Below are 20419 nucleotides of genomic sequence, written 5' to 3' on the forward strand. Positions count from 1 at the left end.
CCTCACTCGCTCTTCGCGAGCCCTCGCACCGCGAGCCGATACGCCGGCAGCACGTCGGTCCGTTCGACGATCAGCCCCTCGCTGACCTCGAAGACCAGCGTCTGACCCGCCGACTGGACGGCCAGCGCCCAGTTCCGCGACTCCTCCTCGGCCAGCGCGTCGGTGGCGAGCCAGGTCATCTCGGTGGCGTCGAAGCCGCCGGCGCGCAGGTCGCGGAACTGCTGGCCGGCAACTTTCTCGCCGCCTCCGGTGGCGTAACTCTCCAGCGCGGCGCGCGGGGTGACCGTCGGTGAGTCCGCCGCCCAGATCCGCAGGAACCCGCCACCGGCCGCCCGGCCGTCCACCTCGCAGCGCACGGTGGTGCCGCCGCGTTTGGTGAGCGCCTCGCCGACCAGTTCGGCCAGCTCGCCCTTGGGCGGCTCGATCGCCTTGGCCGTCCACCCTTCGGCCAGCGGAAACGACACAGGTACCGGGCAGGGGGAACCCGGGCCGCCGGCGGTGCCGCTGGGCGATGCCGGGGCCACCTCGTCGTACCAGGGCTCGCCCGTGGCCTGCGGGGCCGGGCCGCCGGCCGCGGGCCGGGCGGGAGCGGCGGCGTCGTCGCCGCAACCGGCCAGCAGGCCGAGGGCGAGCGCCGCCGACACGGCGACGCGGGTACGAGTGTGCATGGTGGTGGTCCCCGTCAATTGATCTACAGTCGGCCCATCCAATCCGTGCGGTGTTTCCATGTCAACAGGGGATCGTGTGCCCGCGCGACGGAAATCGGGTCGCCGCCGCCCCGCTCGGTCTGACAACCTCACCGCATGGGAGAGGCAGCGGGATTCCGGCACACGCAACGGTCGGACGGCACTGTGGTGATCACCCACCACGGACGGGTCGCCGGCACGTTGCGCGGCGCTCGGGCCGCGGAGTTCCTCGCCGAGGTCGACGACGACCCGCAGCTGGTGATGGCCCGCTGGACCGGCAACTACCGCCACGGCAACGAGCGCACCGCGAAACAGCACCCCCGCAACCGCGGCTGAACGACGCAGGGCCCCTCCTCGACGAGGAGAGGCCCTGCGCGCAGCGTCTCAGGGACGGGCGAAGACGAGCGCCACGTTGTGGCCGCCGAAGCCGAACGCGTTGTTCAACGCGGCCGGGATCTCCATGTGGCGGGCCTTGTGCGCCGCGACATCCAGCGTGAGACCGGGCTCCGGGTCGTCGAGGTTGATCGTCGGAGGGACGACACTGTCGCGGATCGCCAGGATGGTGGCGATCGACTCCAGCGCGCCGGCCGCACCGAGCAGGTGACCGGTCATCGACTTCGTCGCGGACAGCACCGGGTGGTCGCCGAGCGCCTTGTGCAGCCCGCCGATCTCCAGCATGTCACCGACCGGCGTCGAGGTGGCGTGCGCGTTGACGTGCACGATGTCCCGCTTGGCCACGTCCGCGTCCGCGATCGCCTTGGCGATGGCCCGGATGGCGCCCTCGCCCTCGGCGTGCGGCTGCACGATGTCGTACGCGTCGGACGTGATGCCGGCGCCGGCGAGGCGCGCGTACACCCGGGCGCCCCGGGCCGCGGCGTGCTCGGCCCGCTCCAGCACCAGGATGCCGGCGCCCTCGCCGAGGACGAAGCCGTCGCGGCCCCGGTCCCACGGGCGGGAGGCGCGCTCGGGCTCGTCGTTGCGGGTCGACATGGCCCGCATCGAGCTGAAGCCGGCGATCGGCAGCGGGTGGATGACCGCCTCGGTGCCGCCGGCCACCACCACGTCGGCCCGGCCGGAACGGATGATGTCCAGGCCCAGCGCGATCGCCTCGGCGCCGGTGGCGCAGGCGCTGGCCACCGCGTGCACCCCGGCCTTGGCGCCCAACTCCAGCCCGACCCAGGCGGCCGGACCGTTCGGCATCAGCATCGGGATCGTGTGCGGGGAGACCCGCCGTGGCCCGGACGCTTCGAGGATGTCGTCCTGGGCGAGCAGGGTGGTGGCACCGCCGATGCCGGAGCCGACGCTGACGGCCAGCCGCTCCCCGTCGAGGTCGGAGCCGGCGAGGCCGGCGTCCGCCCAGGCCTGCTGCGCCGCGATGATCGCGATCGCCTCGGAACGGTCCAGTCGGCGCAGGCGGATCCGGTCCAGCACCTCGGACGGCTCCACGGCCAACTGGGCGGCGATCCGGACCGGCAGTTGCGCGGCCCACTCCTGGGTGAGGGCACTCACCCCGGAGCGGCCGGCGAGCATGGCGTCCCAGGTCGACGCGACGTCCCCGCCGAGCGGGGTCGTCGCGCCGAGCCCGGTGACGACGACGTCAGGACGACTCATGATCAGGACTGCGCCGCGATGTAGCTGACGGCGTCACCGACGGTCTTGAGGTTCTGCACCTCGTTGTCCGGGATCTTGACGCCGAACTTCTCCTCGGCGGCCACCACGACCTCGACCATGGAGAGCGAGTCGACGTCGAGGTCGTCGGTGAAGGACTTCCCCTCGGCCACGTCGTCCGGGTTCACTCCGGCAACCTCTTCGAGGATCTCGGCGAGGCCGGTGGTGATCTCGTCACGGGTCATTGCGGTTGGTTCCTTTCATCGGGGTTGTCCGACGGACGGCGTCGCCGACCGCCACTCCTCGACGCGTACGCGTCGAAGGGGGTCTTCAGGGGCAGCGGACGACCTGACCGGCGTAGGTCAGGCCGCCGCCGAAGCCGAACAGCAGCACCGGTGCGCCCGAGGGCACCTCCCGGCGCTCGACCAGCTTGGACAGGGCCAGCGGCACGCTCGCGGCGGAGGTGTTGCCGGACTCGACGATGTCCTTCGCGATGATCGCGTTGGGGATGTTGAGCCGCTTGGCGATGCCGTCGATGATCCGGGAGTTGGCCTGGTGCGGCACGAACGCGGCCAGCTCCGACGGGTCGACCCCGGCCCGCTCGCAGGCCTGCAGGGCGAGCGGCGCCAGCTCGGTGGTGGCCCAGCGGAACACCGCCTGTCCCTCCTGCTGGACGTACGGGCGCCAGCCCTCGATGCGGACCGCGTCGCTCTTCTCCGGCACCGAACCCCAGACCACCGGCCCGATCCCGGACGGCTCGTCGTCGGCGGTGGCCGTGACCACCGCCGCACCGGCGCCGTCGGCGAAGATGATGCAGGTGGAACGGTCGGTCCAGTCGGTGAAGTCGGACAGCTTCTCCGCCCCGATGACGATCGCGTTGCGCGACGCGCCGGCCCGGATGGCGTGGTCGACGGTGCCCAGCGCGTACGCGAAGCCCGAGCAGGCGGTGTTCAGGTCGTACGCGCCCGGGGCGGTGATGCCCAGCTTGGCGGCGACCCGGCAGGCCACGTTGGGGCTGCGGTCGATCGACGTGCAGGTGGCGACCACGACCAGGTCGATGTCGGCGGCGCTCAGACCCGAGTTGGCCAGCGCCTTGCCGGCGGCGGCGGCGGCCATGTCGGCCACCGTCTCGGTGTCGGCGATCCGCCGGCTGACGATGCCGACGCGGTCGCGGATCCACTCGTCGTTGGTGTCGACGAGCTGGGCGATGTCGTCGTTGGTCACCACCCGGGACGGCTGGTAGTGCCCCATCGAGACGATGCGACTGCCAGTCATGAACGACCTCCGATGCGGGCGATCAGGTCCCGTGCGGCCGGCAGGTCGTCCGGGGTGTTCAGGGTGACGATCTCCGGCGCGCCCTCGCCCTTGAGGTCTCGCTTGACCAGCCCGGCGAGAGTGCCGGCCGGTGGTAGTTCGATCACGCCGGTGACCCCGAGGTCGGCCAGCGTACGCATGCACAGATCCCAGCGCACCGGCGCGGTGACCTGGCGGACCAGGCGCCGCACCAGCTCGGGGCCGTTGTCGACGGCGGTGCCGTCGAGGTTCGACAGCAGGATCCGGACCGGGTCGGCGGGGGTGATCTCGGCGGCGACGGCGGCGAGCGCGGTCTCCGCCGGGGCCATGTACGGGGTGTGGAACGCGCCGGCCACCTTGAGTCGGATGACCCGGGCACGGGCGGGCGGCTCGGCGGCGAGCTTGTCGAGCCCGTCCAGCGCGCCCGCGGCGACGGTCTGCCCGGCGCCGTTGCGGTTGGCCGGGTACAGCCCGTGCGTCGTGATCGCGGTGAGCACCTCGTCCGGGTCGCCGCCCAGCACGGCGGCCATGCCGGTCGGCTCCAGCGCGCAGGCGGCGGCCATCTCCCGGCCGCGTACGCCGGCGAGGGTGATCGCGGCTTCCGGGGTCAGCACGCCGGCGACGGCGGCGGCACCCAACTCGCCGACGCTGTGCCCGGCGGTGAGTCCGACGCCGTCCAGGGGCAGGTGTTCGGCCGCGAGCAACGCCGCCGCGACCAGCAGCGGCTGGGTGCGGGCGGTGTCCATGATCTCGTCCGCGTCGGCGGCGGTGCCCAGGTGCACCAGATCGACCCCGGCCAACGCCGACCACTCGCGCAGCCGCGCCTCGGTGCCGGTCAGGTCGAGCCAGGGGGTCAGGAAGCCGGGTTTCTGAGAACCCTGGCCGGGACTAAGTACGGCGAGCACGCCTAAGACTCTCCCGGATTCGCGCGGGTAACGCTGTGCCGCCTTCGACCAAACCGCACTAGAACCTTTGGAGGTTTCCTACAAAAATCGGCGGGGATCATCCTCGTTTTGTGCCGTTTTCCGGTTGGCCGGGGTCATTGTCTGGGTCGGTCCGGTCGAGGAGAGCGGGACGACCGGGTCCAACCGCCCCACGGTCAGCGCGACCTGAAGCGCGAACGCGTCCCGGGGCGACAGCGGCGAGAAGCCGGTCACCTCGGCGATCCGCCGCAGCCGGTAACGCACCGTGTTCGGATGGACGAACAACGCGCGGGCGGCGCTCTCCAGCGTGCCACCGGCGGCCAGGAAGGCGTCGAGCGTCGCCAGCAACTCGCCGCCGGCGCGCACCAGCGTCGCGTACACGTCGTGGCGCAACCGTCGACGAGCCTCCGCGTCGCCGGCCAGGGCCCGCTCCGGCAGCAGATCCGCGGCCGGCACCGGGCGGGGAGCACCGGGCCAGGCCGGCGCGGCCCGGAAACCGGACAACGCGGCCCGCGCCGACTCGGTCGCCTCGTCCAGACTCGGTACGGCCGGACCGACCACCACCGGCCCGTCGCCGAACGCGCCGAGGAGTTTGGCGGTGGCGGTCAACGGGTCCGCCGCCCCGCCCAACACGATGACCAACCGGTCGCCGTGCACCCCGCCGATCACCTCCACACCGATCCGGCGGGCCTGCCGATAGACCACGTGCAGCACCGCGGAGACCTCCCCACCGGGGGAGCGACCGACCGCCACCGCCACCGGCGGCGCGTCCGCCCAGCCGAGCGCGGCGGCCCGACTGGCCAGCACATCGGGTGAGTCACCGCGCAACAGCGCGTCGACGAGCAGGGCCTGCAACCGGGCGTCCCACGCACCACGCGACTCGGCCGCCCGTGCGTACACCCGGGCGGCGGCGAACGCGATCTCCCGGGAGAAGCGCAGCACCGCTTCGCGTAGCTGCTGCTCCTCACCCTCGGCGGCCAGGTGCGACACCTGCTCCTCGACCACGTCGATGGTCACCTTGATCAACGCGACGGTCTGCTGGAGGGTGATCGACCGGGCCAGCGCCTGCGGGGCGGCGGCGAAGACCTCGTCCGAGACCTCCTGGGTGCTGTCCGCCGTGCCGCCACCCTCGCTCAACCACTGCACCAGCGACCGGGCGCCCGCCTGGGCCACCAGCATCACCCAGGAGCGCTGGTCGGCCGGGAGCGCCCGGAACCACGGCAGCGTCTCGTCCATCCGGGCCACGCTGGAGGTGGCCAACGCCCCCGCCGAACGCTCGATCCGGCGCAGCGTGGCCGCCAGTTCTCCACCCCCCGGCGTACTCACCGCCCTAGCCTGACACGTCGTGAGCAGGCCATCCACGTCGGCACCGGTCAGCGGGTCGCCGGGAGCACGCGTCGACCGGCGCCCTTCACCGAAGTGTTGAGCACTCGGCCGGGGCTGTGCAGGAAACACCAGGCGCCGGCGCCCGCCTGCCACTCGGGCTCGGTCGTCGGGAAGAGCGCCGCCACCTCGAACCGGTCGCCCAGGTCCCGCTCCGGCAGCCCGACGTGTTGCGCGATCCGTGACCGGCAACCCGCCTCCATGACCTCGTCGGTGACCTCGCCGGCCTCCGGACCGGGCCGCCAGAGGCCGGCGAACTCGGTGGCGTGCGGCCCGGTGCAGTCGGTTGGCGGCAGGTTGACGCCGCTGGCGGTCTCCTCCGGTTCGGTGAAGCAGCTCAGCCGCAGCGGCGAGTCACCGGTCAGGGCGCCGGCCAGGGTGTTGGCCCGGGGATTCGGAAACCACCGGTCCACCGCATGCATCTCCAGCAGGTCGCAGCGGTACCACCGCTCACCCGCATCCCAACGGGCCGCCGACGGGGTCAGCACCCGCATCGCCAGCCGTGACTCGCGCCACTCGCCGCCCAGGAACAGGGCAGCCTCGGCGTCGCAGGACTTGTACGCCCGCCCGATGCCCTCGCTGTCGGCGGGCGGTGGCTTCGACGCGTCGGCGTCCGCGCCACCGAACAGGCCGGCCAGAAAGGTCTCCGTCTCGTGCTTCGACGAGCAGGGGATCGGCGTGTACGCCTCCGGGCTGCGCTCGTCGGAGGCGGTGGCATGGCACACCCCGGCCTCGGGCATGAGGAACGAGGATGGTTCCTCGGCGAGGATGGCGTCGCAACCGCCCGCCCCCATGATCAACACCGTCAGGGCCGTCGTCCCCCACCACCGTCGCACGGTCTCCCCATTCTCAGCGGCCGACATCGACGTCGGTGGCGCGCAGCGTACGGCAGGCAGGCGGTCCGTCGGCGTCCGGAGTGGACGCGGGGACTCACGGTTGCGGGGGAGCGGGCAACCCCAGCTCCTGGGCCAGGATCGCGGCCTGTACCCGGCTGCGCAGCCCCAGTTTCGCCAGGATCCGGCTCACGTGCGTCTTGGTGGTGCTCTCCGCCAGCACCAGCCGGTCGGCGATCTGCTGGTTGGACAGGCCCAGGCCGAGGCAGGCCAACACGTCGCGTTCCCGCGGGGTGAGGGTGCCCAGCGCGGCCCGGGTGTCCGCCGACGCGCCCGGTGCGGTGGCCGCGAAGGCGGCGATCAACCGGCGGGTCACGGCAGGGGCGATGAATCCGTCGCCGCTCGCCACCGTCCGCACCGCGGCCACCAGGCCCTCGGCGTCGGTGTCCTTGAGCAGGAACCCGGCCGCGCCGGCGCGCAGCGCGCCGAAGACGTACTCGTCGAGGTCGAAGGTGGTGAGCACCAGCACGTCGGCGAGCAGTTCGGTGACGATCGCCCGGGTCGCGGAGATCCCGTCCCGGCGGGGCATGCGAACGTCCAGCACGGCCACGTCCGGGCGCAACTCCCGGCACAGCCGGACCGCCTCGTCGCCGTCGGCCGCCTCGCCGACCACCGTCAGGCCGGCGGCGGCGCCCAGGATCAGGGCCAGGCCGGCGCGTACCGCCGGCTGGTCGTCGGCAAGCACCACCCGCACCGTCGCGTCGTCCGCCGGCCCGGTCACCCGACCTCCCCGGTGGGCAGGGCGGCCCGGACCTGCCAGCGCCCGTCCTGCGGCCCGGCGGTGAACCGCCCGGCCAGCAGCGTGGCCCGCTCCCGCATCCCGATCAGCCCGGCTCCGGCGCCCGGCAACCCGCCCCCGGGTGCGCGCACCGGATTCTCCACCGTCACCACCACCTCCGACGGCCGGTACGCGATGGTCAGCTCCGCCTCACCCGTGCCGTGCTTGAGCGCGTTGGTCAGCGACTCCTGCACGATCCGGTACGCGGCGAGGTCCACCCCCACCGGCAGCGGGCCGGGGGTGCCGTCGGTGCGCACCCGCACGGCGAGGCCGGCGGCCTGGATCCGCTCGACCAACCCGTCCGCCTCGGCGAGCCGCGCGGTGACCACCTCCGGCAGCGCCGGGCCGTCGCCCGTCGGAGCCGGCCCGCGACCGGTCGCCGGCTCGCGCAGCAGCTCGATCATCTGACGCATCTCCGCCAGGCCCTGCACGCTGCTCTCCCGGATCACCCGCAACGCCGAGGAGATCTGACCGCGGTCCAGGCCCGGTACGGACAGCACGGCGGTGGCGTGGATGGCGACCGCGCTGAGGTGGTTGGCGACGACGTCGTGCAGCTCCCGGGCCATCCGGGCACGTTCGGCGCTGACCGCCTGCTGGCGGTCCAGCTCGGCCAGCCGGGCGGTCTGCTCGGCCCGCGCCCGTTCGGCGGCGGCCTGGTCGCGGTACTGACGCACGCTGATCCCGGTCAGGACCGGCAGTAGTCCGGCGAGCACCACCAGCACCCCGATGGTGACGCCGCGCCAGTTGTCGAGGGAGATTACGCCGACGACGGCACCGACGAGGCTCAGTCCGATGGTCACCCGCAGCAGCCACCGCCACAGCCGGGGCGGGCCGTACACGCAGGCGTCGTAGAGCACCTGCGTGTAGACCAGGATCGTGCCCAGCGAGTTGCCGAGCGCGGTGTCCACCGCCAGCGCCCCGGTGCCCACGGCCAGGCTGGCGCGTGGGGCCACCCGACGCATGCCCACGGCGGCGCACATCACCAGCAGCGGCGGCAGGAACAGCGCCGAGGGCACGCCCGTGTCCGGGCGGACCTGCGGCTGCCAACCCAGGGCGTAGAGGACCAGGCCGCCGGCCAGCGACGCGGCGGCGAGCGCGAGGTCGCGGCCGAGGGTGCCGGAGCCGAGCCACGGTGGCGGTCGCATGCCCACGATCCCACCACAGCCGCCGACGCTTCGACACCGCCCGGAGAAGGAGCCCGACGGCACCGACATGCGCCGAAAGGGGTACGCGCGGCGATGCCCGACAGCGCGAGAATGATCAACATGACTGATCGGGAGAACCTGGCCGCCCTGGCCCGCGAGATCGACGCGACCTGCCGACTGACCGGCACGTTCGTGCTCCGCTCCGGGCGGACCGCCGACGAGTACTTCGACAAGTACCGCTTCGAGGCCGATCCCCGCCTGCTGGACCGGGTGGCCGCCCACCTCGCGCACCTGGTCCCGACGGGCACCGAGGTGCTGGCCGGATTGGAGATGGGGGGTATCCCGGTGGTGACCGCGCTCGGCCGGCACACCGGGCTGCCGTGCGCGTTCGTCCGCAAGAGCGCCAAGCCGTACGGGACGGCCCGGCTGGCCGAGGGGGCGGACCTGACCGGGCGGCAGGTGCTGGTGGTCGAGGACGTCGTCACCTCCGGCGGACAGGTGGTCATCTCCACCGGCCAACTCCGCGACCTGGGTGCCCGGGTGGAACACGCACTCTGCGTGATCGACCGCGCCGAGGGTGGGGCCGAGGCGCTCGCCGGTCACGGCGTGGCGCTGCGGGCGCTCCTGCGCCGGGCGGATCTGGAGGCGCACCGCGCCCGCTGAGCGCCCGCCCGACCGGGTTGCGGGCCGCCGCGTGAACGGCACGAAAAGAACCTGTGAACTGCGCGACCAGGTTCCGCGCTCGCCGTCGTCTGCGTGAGCTGGCCGGTGCCGACCCCGGGTACGCGGCGCGCGGCCCGTCGGTCCCGGCCAGTACGGTGACAGGGGCACGTCGGGGAAGTACCCGCGGGTGAGGCGAGCGTGAGGAGACCGGGAATGGCGCACGGGGAGGCCGAGCACGGCTGCGCCCAGGGCGAGCCCTGCCGGCCGGGGCACCACGACCCGCAGGCGAGTGGCAAGCACCGTCGGCCGACCGCCGGCGCGCCGTCGCACCCGGTCGAGCCGTGGGCCGACGACGAGACCACCCTCCCGCGTCAGCGCTCCGCCGAGCCGCCCGCCCGGAGCGAGCCCGACGCGGACGTCCCCGCTGGTTGCCTCAGCGACCTTGCCGGCTGGGCCGGGGCCCATCGGCACGGTCCGGTCCGGCCGCGCCGACGCGCCACCCGCCGGGAGCGGCCACCGCGCCGCTGGTGCTGAGCCCCCGGCGCCTCGGCGACGGCGGCCCGGAGCTAACGGGTACGACGGCGGATCAGCAGGGCGATCCCGGCGAGGCCGACCGTGATCGTCAGCATCACTCCGACGTTGAGCAGTAGCAGGCGCTGCAGATCGCCGAGCGCGTCGTCGAGGTCCTTCGCCGGGTCGAGCGTGTCCTCCGGGAGCACCCGCTCGCCACCGCCCGCGCCGCCACTGACCGTGTCGAACTGCCGCTCCAGCGGCACACCGGCGGTGCGCAGGGTCTCGGACATGCTGAGCCGACCCAGGAACCAGCCAGCACTGATCTTGCGGGCGTCCGGCTGCTTCGCCGGTCGGTAGACCCGCGGGCCGCCGACCGCCTTGGGATAGAGGTCGTACGTCTGCTGCGCCGTCTCACCGGCGAACACCACGACCGTGTACTTCGGACCGAGGTCGGCCGGCTTCGGCCCGGTCCGCATGCCGGTCTGCCCGAGGAAGTTGACCTGGTCGATGACCGCGCCGACGTGGGCGGGCTGCGTGTCCGCGCGCAGGCGCAGCGGCGCGTCGAGGCCCACACCGGTGATGTCCACCCCGGCTGGTGCCGGGTTCGGCGCCGCCGAGGCCGGACCGGCGGTGCCGAACGACAGCAGCGCCGTCGCCAGCGCGCCCACCACCACGGTGGCCAACCGCCTCATGTGTCGGACCATCCCGCCTCCTCGCCCCGTTCGATGGATGGCTTCGGTGTGACGCCTGGAGCGGTCTGCCGATGCGACGCCGACCAGGAGGGTCGGTCCTACACCTACAGACTCCGCAAAACGTCGATGAGTTGCAGCTTGTGGAACAGTAATTGGAACTATCTGCGATCTCTGCTCGACTAATGAGGAGCCGTTTGATCAGCGGGCGGATCGTACCCTTACGGAGGGGTTCATGGGGGGCAGGGTTACACGTATGGCACGGGTCGTGCCAGTGGTGCTCGGCGTGGCGTTCGGTGTGTCGTTTTTGGTGCCGGCCGCTCCGGCCGCCGCGCACAACTCGCTGACCGGCAGCGATCCGCGCGACGGTGCCCGAGTGGCGACGGCGCCCGCCCGGATCGAGCTGCGGTTCCTCGCCACGCCCGCACCGGCTACGACGAAGATCACAATAACGGGACCGGACAATGTGGTCGCTGGCGGCCCGCCCGTCTTCGCCGGCAAGCGGGTGCGAGTGCCGTTCACGCCGGCGGCCGCGGGGCTCTACGTCGTCGGCTACCAGCTCGCGTCCAGCGACGGGCACCCGGTGAAGGGCGAGGTGCGGTTCACCCTCACGACCGGGACCGCCGCCAGCCCGGCCGTCCTGCCGTCGGCTGACGGTGGCGCCAGCCCGGCCGGTTCGCCCTCGGCCGTCGGCACACCCTCCGTCGGTCCCGCGTCGGAGACGCCTGGCAGCTTGACGGCCCCTGCGCTGCCGGCGGCGTCGGAGCAGTCCGACTCCGGCGGTCGCTGGTGGATCTGGGCGCTCGGCGGCCTGCTGCTGCTCGCCGCACTCGCAGCCGGCCTCTTGTTCCGCCGCCGGCAACGAGTTCGGTGACCCTCTGCTACTCACCGCTCCCGGTGGGCCAGGTGAGCACTCGGCTTTGACCAGAGCCGTGTGAGTTCTGAGCGCAGATCGTGCCCCTGCTGGTGGTCGGGAGACAGAACCGCTGGTGGGATGTCGCGCTATCGGGAACGACGCTCGGTCTCCGGCGGCAAGAGTGACACCGCCGACGCCCACACGCTGGCCGACATGGTCCGCGCCGACCGGCACCAGCTGCGCCCGGTGGCCGGCGACAGCGACCCGCCACGGTCCGCCGCTTGACGGCCCAGCCGTAGCTTCCAGCAAGAGACCAACGATTTCCGTTGGCCAGGCCCGCGACTCCTCACCGTACGGACCGGTCGACGGGGTCAGGGCAGAGGCTACCCGCGCGCCTGCCGCAGCAACCGAAGTTGGCCGACCTCGGCGGCATTCTTCATCAGCTCGGCGTTCACCCAAGCGATCATGTGGGCGACGGTGTGCACGGGATCGTCCTGCCACGGAAACGGCGCGGTACCGTCGAGGTCGGCGTCGCTGAGCTGGTCGAACACCGCCAACCATTCGGTACGGAGGTCACACAGCCACGCCACCGTCTTGTCGCCGTCACCGGGCCAGCTGATCTCGGTACGCTCCCGTGGCGTGCGCCCCTGGGCATGGTCGATAGCGACCGTCCACCACCAGCCGATATGCCAGGTGATCCACCCGACCGTCGGGACGGGAATCGGGTCAGGTTCGGCATCCGCCCAGTCCGGCGCCCACCCGCCGTCGGCATCCGGGCGTACCGTCCAGCAATGCGTAGCGGGCTCCCAGAGGAAGTCCGCCGGCTCCAGGCGTTCCAGGTGGTACTCGAACAGCGACCAGGTCAGGTCGAACTGCCAACGCAGCAAGTCACGACGGGATACAGGCACCAGGCGACCTTGCCACACCCGCATGTTCCGGGTCGAACGGGATTCTTGCCCCGATCGGCAACCCCAGGGACCATCACGGCGGCCGGCACGGGTTGCCGCCTCCCTCAACTGGCCCCTCAACGTTGATCTTTTCGCTGGAAGCTGCGGCTGGGCCTTGACAGCCAACGCACATGGGATGCCTTTGCTCTGCACCCGCGGATGCGACGGCTACGGTCTGTGACCGGCGCCTATCGGGGTGCAGAGCAAAGGCGGGGCGGTGCGGAGTTGCGCCGGTGACGCGTTCTTGACGCGTCGCCGAGCGACAGTCAGACCAGTCGGAGTCGGGCGGCGCGCATCCGGGTCAGGGTGCGCTCGCGACCGAGCACCTCCAGCGACTCGAACAGCGGCAGGCCCACGGTGCGGCCGGTGACCGCGACGCGTACCGGTGCCTGGGTCTTGCCGAGCTTGAGGCCACGCTCGGCGCCGACCGCCTCCAGCGTCGACTTCAGGGCCTCGGCGTCCCACGGCTCCAGCGCCTCGAACGCCGCGATGGCGGCGTCCAGCAGTTCGGCCGAGCCGTCCTTCATCGTCTTGGCCCAGGCGGCCTCGTCGATCAGCGGGGAGGCGAGGAACAGGAAGTCGACGTTCGGCACGATCTCGCTGAGTAGCGCGAGCCGGGTCTGGGCCAGCGGGGCGACGGCGGCGAACGCGTCGGCGTCGAACTCCTCGGGCTGCCACGGCGGCGGCGCGATGGTCCCGGTGCCGGTCAGCCACGGCTGGCAGGCGTCGATGAAGTCGGGCACGGGCAGCGCGCGAATGTACTCGCCGTTGAACGCGCGCAGCTTCTTCTCGTCGAAGAACGCGGGGGAGGGGTTGACCTCCTCCAGCCGGAACTCGTCCTCGATGACCGACCAGGGGACGATCTCCCGGTCGCCGGACGGTGCCCAGCCGAGCAGCATCAGGTAGTTGCGCATCGCGCCGGCGAGGTAGCCCTCGTCGCGGTACGCCTCCAGGGCGACCTTGTCCCGGCGCTTGGAGAGCTTCTGCCGCTTCTCGTTGACCACCACCGGCACGTGCGCCCAGATCGGCGGCTTGACCCCGAGGGCGTCCCAGAGCAACTGCTGCTTGGGCGTGTTGGGCAGGTGCTCCTCGGCCCGGATCACGTGGGTGATTCCCATGGTCATGTCGTCGACGACGTTGGCCAGCAGGAAGACCGGCGAGCCGTCGCCGCGGGCGATGACGAAGTCCTCGATGAGCTTGTTCTCGAAGGTGGGCTCACCGCGGATCAGGTCGACCACCACTGTCGTGCCCTCGTCGGGCGTCCGGAAGCGCAGTGCGTGCCCCGGACCCGGGCCGAGGCCACGGTCGCGGTGGTAGCCGTCGTAGCCCTGGTACTGGGAGCCGGTGCGGGCCTGCACGTCCTCGCGGGTGCAGTCGCAGTAGTAGGCGCGGCCCGAGTCGTAGAGACGAGCGGCGGCGGCCCGGTGCTCGCCGGCGTTCTCCGACTGGAAGTACGGACCCTCGTAGCTGCCCCGGGAGATGCCGATCCAGTCCAGCGCGGAGAGGATGCCCTCGGTCCACTCGGGCTTGTTGCGCGCCGCGTCGGTGTCCTCGACGCGCAGCACGAACACCCCGCCCTGCTGCTTGGCGTAGATCCAGTTCTGCAGCGCCGAGCGGGCACCGCCGACGTGGAACATACCGGTCGGGGAGGGGGCGAAGCGCACACGTACCGTCACGTCCCCCAGCCTACGGCGGCCCGCGACCGCATTCCGCCAGGGGCCTCGACTCACGGCACCGAGCGGATCTTCACCACCAGGGCGCTGCCGACCAGGGTGACCACGGCGGTGACCGCGTAGAGCGTGGGGTAACCGCCCAGGTACACCACGAGCGGGGCGGACAGGGCTGGGCCGAGCACCTGCGGCGCCGAGTTCGCGATGTTGATGACGCCCAGGTCCTTGGCCCGGTCGGTGGCCCGGGGCAGCACCTGGGTGATCAACGCGGCGTCCACCGCGAGGTAGACGCCGTAGCCGGCGCCGAGCAGCAGCGCGGCGACGATCGCCATCGGCCAGACCGGCGCGACCGCGAGCAGCAGCGCCGCCACCGCCATGATCAGCCCGGACACGATGACGTAGATCTTGCGGCGCCCGGAGCGGTCCGAGAGCCGGCCGGCGACCACCGCGGTCAGCATCATGCCGAGCGTGTAGAGCAGGATCAGCACCAGCAGCCCACCCTCGGGGTCGGGGTGGCGCACCCCGTCGGTGAGGAAGTACAGCAGGTAGAGGGTGCCCAACGCGTTGCCGAGCTGGACCAGGAACCGGGTGATCCAGGCCCAGGCGAAGTCCGGGTGTCGACGCGGGCTGATCCACATCGAGGCCAGCAGTGCCCGCGTGCGCACCACGGGCCGATGCGCACGCGGCAGCGGTTCGTCGGGGGTGAACAGCGCGAACGGCAGCGACAGCACCAGAATGGCCGCCGCGATGGCCAGGTAGCCGGCCGCGTTGCCGGTGACCACGGCCGTGACCAGCACCGCGCCGAGCACCAGCCCGAGCGCCTGCGGGATGCCCACCCAACCCGAGACGCCGCCGCGTTGCGTGACCGGCACCCGATCCGGGATGGCCGCGCTGAGGCTGGCCAGCATCGCGTTGAAGCAGACCTGCGCCGCCACCCAGCCGAGGGCCACCCCGAGGATGGTCCGCTGCTGGGCCAGCAGCACCAGGGCCACCGCGCCGAGCAGCGCCCCGCCCGCGGTCCAGACGTGCCGGCGGCCGAACTCCCGGCCGGCGATCCGCAGGCAGGTCCGGTCGGAGTACGCCCCCGCGAGGGGGTTGGCGAGCACCGCGGCCAGGGCGCCGAGGCCGGTGACCACCGCCAGCATGTTCTCCTTGTCGCCGGGCGCGATCTGCTCGATCTGTTGCGGCAGCAGCACCTGGATGGGCGTGAAGAACGCCATCCACACCCCGAGGTTGGCCGCGAAGATCAGACCGATCCAGCCGCGCCGGACCGGCACGGTCGGCTCGGCGAGCGCGGCCGGCAGCGACGCCGGCGTCGGGTCGAGGGTGGTCACCGCGCCGACCCGTCCCGGGAGGCCACGATCACGTCCCGCAACCAGGTGTACGACGACTTCGGCGTACGCGTCTGGGTGGCGTAGTCGACGTGCACCAGACCGAAGCGCTTGGTGAACCCCTCGGCCCACTCCCAGTTGTCCAGCAGCGACCAGACGAAGTACCCGCGGACGTCCACCCCGTCGTCGATGGCGGCCCGGACCGCCCGCAGGTGCCCGTCCAGGTACGCGATCCGCTCCGGATCGGCCACCTGCCCGTCGGCGTCGGGTGCGTCGTCGTACGCGCAGCCGCCCTCGGTGATCTCGATGGGCGGCAGGTCGTCGCCGTAGGTGTCGCGGAGCCAGCCGAGCAGCTCGCGCAGGCCGTCGGGGGCCACCGGCCAGTCGAAGGCGGTCCGTGGATAGCCGTCCAGCGGCACCAGGTCGAACGGCAGCGGCGAACCCTCCTCGGCGGCCCGTACGCCGGTGGGGTTGTAGTAGTTGACCCCGAGCACGTCGATCGGCGCGGCGATGGTGTCCAGGTCGCCGGGGCGCACGACGCTCGGGTCGAGGCCGGGCAGCTCCGGATAGCCGCGGCCGAGCAGCGGGTCGGTGAAGAGCCGGTTGTGCAGCGCCTCGTACGCCGCCCCGGCGGCCCGGTCGGCGTCGCGGTCGCCGAGCACCCGCACCGGCGAGTAGTTGTTGGCGATCGCCACCGGGCTGCTGGTGTGGGTGCGCAGCGCGGCGACCGCGAGCCCGTGCCCGAGCAGTTGGTGGTGGGCGGTCGGAAAGGCGTCGAAGAGCAGCGCCCGGCCGGGGGCGTGCTCGCCCATGCCGTACCCGAGGCTCATGTGGATGAACGGCTCGTTCAGGGTGATCCAGAGCCGGACCCGGTCGCCGAGTCGGGCGGCGGTCAGGTCGGCGTACTCGGCGAACCGGGCGGCGGTGTCGCGGTGCAGCCAGCCGCCGGCCTCTTCGAGTGGCTGCGGCAGGTCCCAGTGGTAGAGGGTCGCCACCGGGTCGACGCCGGCGGCCAGCAACTCGTCCACCAGTCGGTCGTAGAAGTCCAGGCCGGCCGGGTTGGTCGGGCCGGTGCCGGTGGGCCGCACCCGGGGCCAGGCGATGGAGAACCGGTACGCGCCGACGCCCAGGCCGGACATCAGCGCGACGTCCTCGGCGTACCGGTGGTAGTGGTCGCAGGCGACCTCGCCGCTGCTGCCGTCGCTGATCCGTCCGGGGGAGTGGGCGAACGTGTCCCAGATGGACGCTCCGCGACCGTCGGCCGTGGCGGCGCCCTCGATCTGGTGGGCCGAGGTGGATACGCCCCAACGGAAGCCGGCGGGGAACCCCGGCATCGGTGCGGTCGACATGCGCCCTCCCGGTCAACGTGAAACGTGCTCGGGACTTTAGGGCGCTCTCCATCAATGCGCCATAGGCCGGCTTGGCGCAATCCGCAATGGTTGATCGGCGTGTCTTTTTCCGAACCCGTCCAGGTAAGTCCGATTTAGCGCATAGAGTGCCGATATCGTGTGATGTCCTCACCGGAGGAAAGACGGAAATGATCCTCGTTGAACGCAGTGCGCACGTGGCGGCGCCAATTGAAGTGGTCTGGGATGTCGTCCAGCGGGCCGAGCAGTTGCCGGCCTGGCTGGCGGGCGTCCGCGCGGCCGAGGTGCTCTCGGGAGAGGGCTTCGGCCGGCGACAACTGGTCCAGGCGGGGCGCGGCTCGGCGCACGAGGCCGAGGTGATCGCCTACCAGGAGCCGACGCTGATCGGCTGGCGGGAACGGGCCAAGGGCGCGGGCTCTCGGGCGGAGGCGCGCACCGAGATCTACGTCCAGCTCACCACCGACGAGGAGGAGGGCGGGACCATCGTGCGACTCATCGTGGTCCGCTGGCCGGCCGGCCCGGTCAAGGCTGCCCTGCTGCGCCTCGGACTGCGTCGGGTCGGCGCCGACCTGGAGGACTCGCTGGCCCGGCTCACCGACCTGGCCGCCGTCGGCTGACGAGCGCCCATCCTCCCGGCGTCACCCGCGACGGCGGTGGTCCGGATCCCCGCCAGGGACCCCGGACCGCCGCCGCTTCCGGCTCCCGACCCCGCCGGCCCGCGGTCGCGCCCACCCCTGCTCGGGTCGATCATGGAGTCGTGGTGCCCGGTGCGAGGTGTCTTGACTGCTTCGTCCCCCACCACAACTCCATGATCGACCCGAGCGGGGGGTGTGGGTTGTGATCGAACAGAAGGGCCCGGCGCGCAAGCGCCGGGCCCTTCTCGATGGTGCTGGATCAGCTGTCGCCGCCGGTCTCGCCGACCGGGGCGGCGTTGACGTCGTCGATCGCGTACTTCTTGGCGGCCTCGGCCGGCACGCTGGCCGCCACCGCACCGCTGCGGGCAAGCTGCCGCAGCGTGGCCACCACGATGGACTCCGCGTCGACGTGGAAGTGCCGGCGCAGCGCGTGCCGGGTGTCCGACATGCCGAAGCCGTCGGTGCCGAGCGACGTGTAGTCGCCGGGCACCCAGCGGGCGATCAGGTCCGGCACCGCCCGCATCCAGTCGCTGACCGCGACCTTCGGCCCGTCCGCGTCGGCGAGCTTCCGCGCGATGTACGGCACCTTCGCCTCGGCGCCCGGGTTGAGGAGGTTGTACTCCTCGGTCTCCACCGCGTCGCGACGCAGCTCCGTCCAGGAGGTCACCGACCAGACGTCGGCGGCCACCCCCCAGTCCTGGGCGAGCAACTGCTGGGCCTTGAGCGCCCACTGCATGCCGGTGCCGGAGGCGAGCACGTTGGCCTTCGGGCCGTCGACCTCCGGTGCCGGGGAGTAGCGGTAGATGCCCTTGAGCAGGCCTTCCACGTCCACCCCGGCCGGCTCGGCCGGCTGCAAAATCGGCTCGTTGTAGACCGTCAGGTAGTAGAAGACGTTCTCCTGCGCGTCCCCGTACATCCGGTGCAGGCCGTGCTCCATGATGTGCGCGATCTCGAACGAGAACGCCGGGTCGTACGCGACCACGGCCGGGTTGGTGGCCGCGATCAGCAGCGAGTGCCCGTCCTCGTGCTGGAGGCCCTCACCGTTGAGCGTGGTCCGACCGGCGGTGGCGCCGAGCAGGAAGCCCCGCGCCATCTGGTCGGCTGCCGCCCAGAGCCCGTCGGCGGTCCGCTGGAACCCGAACATCGAGTAGAAGATGTACATCGGGATCATCGGCTCGTCGTGCGTGGCGTACGCCGAACCCGCGGCGGTGAACGAGGCGACCGAGCCGGCCTCGTTGATCCCCTCGTGCAGGATCTGCCCGGTGGTCGACTCCTTGTACGACAGGAACAGCTCCCGGTCGACCGAGGTGTAGCGCTGGCCGTGCGGCGAGTAGATCTTCGCGGTGGGGAAGATCGAGTCGAGACCGAAGGTACGGGCCTCGTCCGGGATGATCGGCACCCAGCGCTTGCCGAACTCCTTGTCCTTCATGATGTCCTTGAGCAGGCGGACGAAGGCCATCGTCGTGGCCACCTTCTGCTTGCCCGAGCCGCGCTTGACGTCGGCGAACCGCTCCGGACCGGGGATGGTCAGCCGCTTGGTGCTGGTCCGCCGGGACGGCAGGTAGCCGCCGAGCTGCTCGCGCCGCTCCTTCAGGTACTGGATCTCCTCGGACTTCTCACCCGGGTTGTAGTACGGCGGAAGGTAGGGGTTGTCCTCCAGCGCCTTGTCCGGGATGTCCAGGTAGAGCCGGTCGCGGAAGGTCTTCAGGTCCTCCAGCGTCAGCTTCTTCATCTGGTGGGTCGCGTTGCGGCCCTCGAAGTGCGAGCCGAGCGTCCAGCCCTTGATCGTCTTCGCCAGGATGACGGTGGGCTGACCGGTGTGCTCGGTGGCCGCCTTGTAGGCCGCGTAGAGCTTGCGGTAGTCGTGCCCACCCCGCTTGAGGTTCCAGATCTCGTCGTCGCTGAGCGGGTCGACCATCTTGCGGGTCCGCGCGTCGCGGCCGAAGAAGTGCTCCCGCACGTACGCGCCCGACTCCGCCTTGTAGGTCTGGTAGTCGCCGTCGGTCGTGGTGTTCATGAGGTTGACGAGCGCGCCGTCGGTGTCCGCGGCGAGCAGCGGGTCCCACTCCCGGCCCCAGACGACCTTGATGACGTTCCAGCCGGCACCCCGGAAGAACGACTCCAGCTCCTGCATGACCTTGCCGTTGCCCCGGACCGGGCCGTCCAGCCGCTGGAGGTTGCAGTTGATCACGAAGGTGAGGTTGTCCAGCTCCTCGCGGGCGGCCACGCCGATGGCGCCCAGCGTCTCCGGCTCGTCCATCTCGCCGTCGCCGAGGAACGCCCAGACGTGCTGCTGCGAGGTGTCCTTGATGCCGCGGTGCTGCAGGTAGCGGTTGAACCGGGCCTGGTAGATCGCGTTCAGACCGCCGAGACCCATCGAGACGGTGGGGAACTCCCAGAAGTCCGGCATCAGCCGCGGGTGCGGGTACGACGGCAGCCCACCGCCGGGGTGCGACAACTCCTGGCGGAACCCGTCGAGCTGGTGCTCGCTGAGCCGCCCCTCCAGGAACGCCCGCGCGTACATGCCGGGGGAGGCATGGCCCTGGTAGAAGATGTGGTCGCCGCCGCCCGGGTGGTTCTTGCCCCGGAAGAAGTGGTTGAAGCCCACCTCGTAGAGCGACGCCGAGCTGGCGAAGGTCGAGATGTGCCCGCCGACGCCGATCTCCGGGCGCTGCGCCCGGTGTACCAGCATCGCGGCGTTCCACCGGACGTACGCCCGGATCCGCCGCTCGACGTGCTCGTCACCCGGGAACCACGGTTCGCGTTCCGACGGGATGGTGTTGATGTAGTCGGTGGTGGTCAGGGGCGGAACCCCGACCTGGCGCTCACGGGCCCGCTCCAGCAAGCGCAGCATGACGTAGCGGGCGCGCTTGGCACCGCGTTCGTCGATGACACCGTCAAGCGACTCGACCCATTCGCTTGTCTCTTCAGGGTCGATGTCCGGAAGCTGGCTCGGTAGGCCGTCGCTGATCACCGGGCGCTTGCGTTCCGTAGCCACAGGCGTTCCCTCGGTTGTGTGTGGGATAGGTCTCTAGCGCC

The 20419-nt window shown here is 71.8% G+C and carries 19 protein-coding genes and 2 pseudogenes; 6 read left to right on the plus strand and 15 right to left on the minus strand.

What is annotated here, in order from left to right; translation table 11 throughout:
• Nucleotides 1-2: 2 nt before the first annotated feature.
• Entirely contained in the window at nucleotides 3-668 is a 666-nt protein-coding gene (locus AB0O48_RS25015; RefSeq protein ID WP_357244841.1) for a lipoprotein, read from the minus strand.
• Between the two features lie 135 nt (nucleotides 669-803).
• Between AB0O48_RS25015 and AB0O48_RS25020 the strand changes: the two genes are divergently transcribed.
• Complete coding sequence (locus tag AB0O48_RS25020; protein ID WP_365068645.1) at nucleotides 804-1022, plus strand: hypothetical protein; 219 nt, start codon at nucleotides 804-806, stop codon at nucleotides 1020-1022.
• A gap of 48 nt (nucleotides 1023-1070) precedes the next feature.
• Here AB0O48_RS25020 and fabF read toward each other — a convergent pair whose 3' ends face one another.
• The 8 genes and pseudogenes from fabF to AB0O48_RS25060 all read right to left on the minus strand — a co-directional run bounded on the left by fabF (nucleotide 1071) and on the right by AB0O48_RS25060 (nucleotide 8709).
• Nucleotides 1071-2297 carry a beta-ketoacyl-ACP synthase II gene (gene fabF / locus AB0O48_RS25025; RefSeq protein WP_357244845.1) on the minus strand — a complete coding sequence of 409 codons (1227 nt, stop codon included), beginning with the start codon at nucleotides 2295-2297 and terminating at the stop codon, nucleotides 1071-1073.
• Between the two features lie 2 nt (nucleotides 2298-2299).
• Nucleotides 2300-2539 carry an acyl carrier protein gene (locus AB0O48_RS25030; RefSeq protein WP_030330276.1) on the minus strand — a complete coding sequence of 80 codons (240 nt, stop codon included), beginning with the start codon at nucleotides 2537-2539 and terminating at the stop codon, nucleotides 2300-2302.
• A gap of 85 nt (nucleotides 2540-2624) precedes the next feature.
• Nucleotides 2625-3569 (minus strand): beta-ketoacyl-ACP synthase III, encoded by a 945-nt coding sequence (locus AB0O48_RS25035; RefSeq protein ID WP_357244847.1) that lies wholly within the window; start codon nucleotides 3567-3569, stop codon nucleotides 2625-2627.
• Nucleotides 3570-3583: 14 nt separating this feature from the next.
• Nucleotides 3584-4492: pseudogene (locus AB0O48_RS25040) on the minus strand (ACP S-malonyltransferase); the annotation flags it as partial.
• Nucleotides 4493-4570: 78 nt separating this feature from the next.
• Entirely contained in the window at nucleotides 4571-5872 is a 1302-nt protein-coding gene (locus AB0O48_RS25045; RefSeq protein ID WP_357244849.1) for a helix-turn-helix domain-containing protein, read from the minus strand.
• A gap of 11 nt (nucleotides 5873-5883) precedes the next feature.
• On the minus strand, nucleotides 5884-6687 hold the full coding sequence (locus AB0O48_RS25050; RefSeq protein WP_357244851.1) for a septum formation family protein: 804 nt from the start codon (nucleotides 6685-6687) through the stop codon (nucleotides 5884-5886).
• A gap of 136 nt (nucleotides 6688-6823) precedes the next feature.
• Entirely contained in the window at nucleotides 6824-7507 is a 684-nt protein-coding gene (locus AB0O48_RS25055) for a response regulator transcription factor (RefSeq protein ID WP_357244853.1), read from the minus strand.
• Nucleotides 7504-8709 (minus strand): histidine kinase, encoded by a 1206-nt coding sequence (locus AB0O48_RS25060; protein WP_365068649.1) that lies wholly within the window; start codon nucleotides 8707-8709, stop codon nucleotides 7504-7506. The genes AB0O48_RS25055 and AB0O48_RS25060 overlap by 4 nt, the downstream gene beginning before the upstream one ends.
• Nucleotides 8710-8829: 120 nt before the next feature.
• Here AB0O48_RS25060 and AB0O48_RS25065 point away from each other — a divergent pair, with 120 nt between their 5' ends.
• Complete coding sequence (locus AB0O48_RS25065) at nucleotides 8830-9372, plus strand: phosphoribosyltransferase family protein (RefSeq protein WP_365068651.1); 543 nt, start codon at nucleotides 8830-8832, stop codon at nucleotides 9370-9372.
• 213 nt (nucleotides 9373-9585) lie between these two features.
• Nucleotides 9586-9906 (plus strand): hypothetical protein, encoded by a 321-nt coding sequence (locus AB0O48_RS25070; RefSeq protein ID WP_357571383.1) that lies wholly within the window; start codon nucleotides 9586-9588, stop codon nucleotides 9904-9906.
• Between the two features lie 32 nt (nucleotides 9907-9938).
• Here AB0O48_RS25070 and AB0O48_RS25075 read toward each other — a convergent pair whose 3' ends face one another.
• Nucleotides 9939-10589 carry a hypothetical protein gene (locus AB0O48_RS25075; RefSeq protein ID WP_357244861.1) on the minus strand — a complete coding sequence of 217 codons (651 nt, stop codon included), beginning with the start codon at nucleotides 10587-10589 and terminating at the stop codon, nucleotides 9939-9941.
• A 241-nt stretch (nucleotides 10590-10830) separates the two neighbouring features.
• On the opposite strand from AB0O48_RS25075, the gene AB0O48_RS25080 reads away from it, so the two are divergent.
• The gene (locus AB0O48_RS25080; protein ID WP_365068653.1) at nucleotides 10831-11448 is read left to right on the plus strand and encodes a copper resistance protein CopC; all 618 of its coding nucleotides are present in this window, start codon (nucleotides 10831-10833) and stop codon (nucleotides 11446-11448) included.
• 123 nt (nucleotides 11449-11571) lie between these two features.
• Nucleotides 11572-11691: pseudogene (locus tag AB0O48_RS25085) on the plus strand (transposase); the annotation flags it as partial.
• Between the two features lie 122 nt (nucleotides 11692-11813).
• On the opposite strand, the gene AB0O48_RS25090 reads toward AB0O48_RS25085, so the two are convergent.
• The 4 genes from AB0O48_RS25090 to AB0O48_RS25105 all read right to left on the minus strand — a co-directional run bounded on the left by AB0O48_RS25090 (nucleotide 11814) and on the right by AB0O48_RS25105 (nucleotide 16727).
• Nucleotides 11814-12362: a DinB family protein gene (locus tag AB0O48_RS25090; RefSeq protein ID WP_357571385.1), complete on the minus strand. Its 549-nt coding sequence runs from the start codon at nucleotides 12360-12362 to the stop codon at nucleotides 11814-11816.
• Between the two features lie 281 nt (nucleotides 12363-12643).
• On the minus strand, nucleotides 12644-14053 hold the full coding sequence (gltX, locus tag AB0O48_RS25095) for a glutamate--tRNA ligase (RefSeq protein WP_357244864.1): 1410 nt from the start codon (nucleotides 14051-14053) through the stop codon (nucleotides 12644-12646).
• Between the two features lie 50 nt (nucleotides 14054-14103).
• A complete protein-coding gene (locus AB0O48_RS25100; protein WP_357244866.1) occupies nucleotides 14104-15381 on the minus strand; it encodes an MFS transporter in 1278 nt (425 codons plus the stop codon).
• Nucleotides 15378-16727, minus strand: a complete 1350-nt coding sequence (locus AB0O48_RS25105; protein WP_365068656.1) for a GH1 family beta-glucosidase — start codon at nucleotides 16725-16727, stop codon at nucleotides 15378-15380. The genes AB0O48_RS25100 and AB0O48_RS25105 overlap by 4 nt, the downstream gene beginning before the upstream one ends.
• Before the next feature lie 188 nt (nucleotides 16728-16915).
• Here AB0O48_RS25105 and AB0O48_RS25110 point away from each other — a divergent pair, with 188 nt between their 5' ends.
• Nucleotides 16916-17362, plus strand: coding sequence for an SRPBCC domain-containing protein (locus AB0O48_RS25110; RefSeq protein WP_088988232.1), 447 nt, complete (start codon nucleotides 16916-16918; stop codon nucleotides 17360-17362).
• A gap of 277 nt (nucleotides 17363-17639) precedes the next feature.
• Here the strand turns inward: AB0O48_RS25110 and aceE are convergent, their stop codons facing one another.
• On the minus strand, nucleotides 17640-20378 hold the full coding sequence (gene aceE, locus AB0O48_RS25115; protein ID WP_357244870.1) for a pyruvate dehydrogenase (acetyl-transferring), homodimeric type: 2739 nt from the start codon (nucleotides 20376-20378) through the stop codon (nucleotides 17640-17642).
• Nucleotides 20379-20419: the final 41 nt, after the last annotated feature.

The sequence above is a fragment of the Micromonospora sp. NPDC085948 genome (genome assembly GCF_040686315.1).
Lineage (GTDB): Bacteria > Actinomycetota > Actinomycetes > Mycobacteriales > Micromonosporaceae > Micromonospora.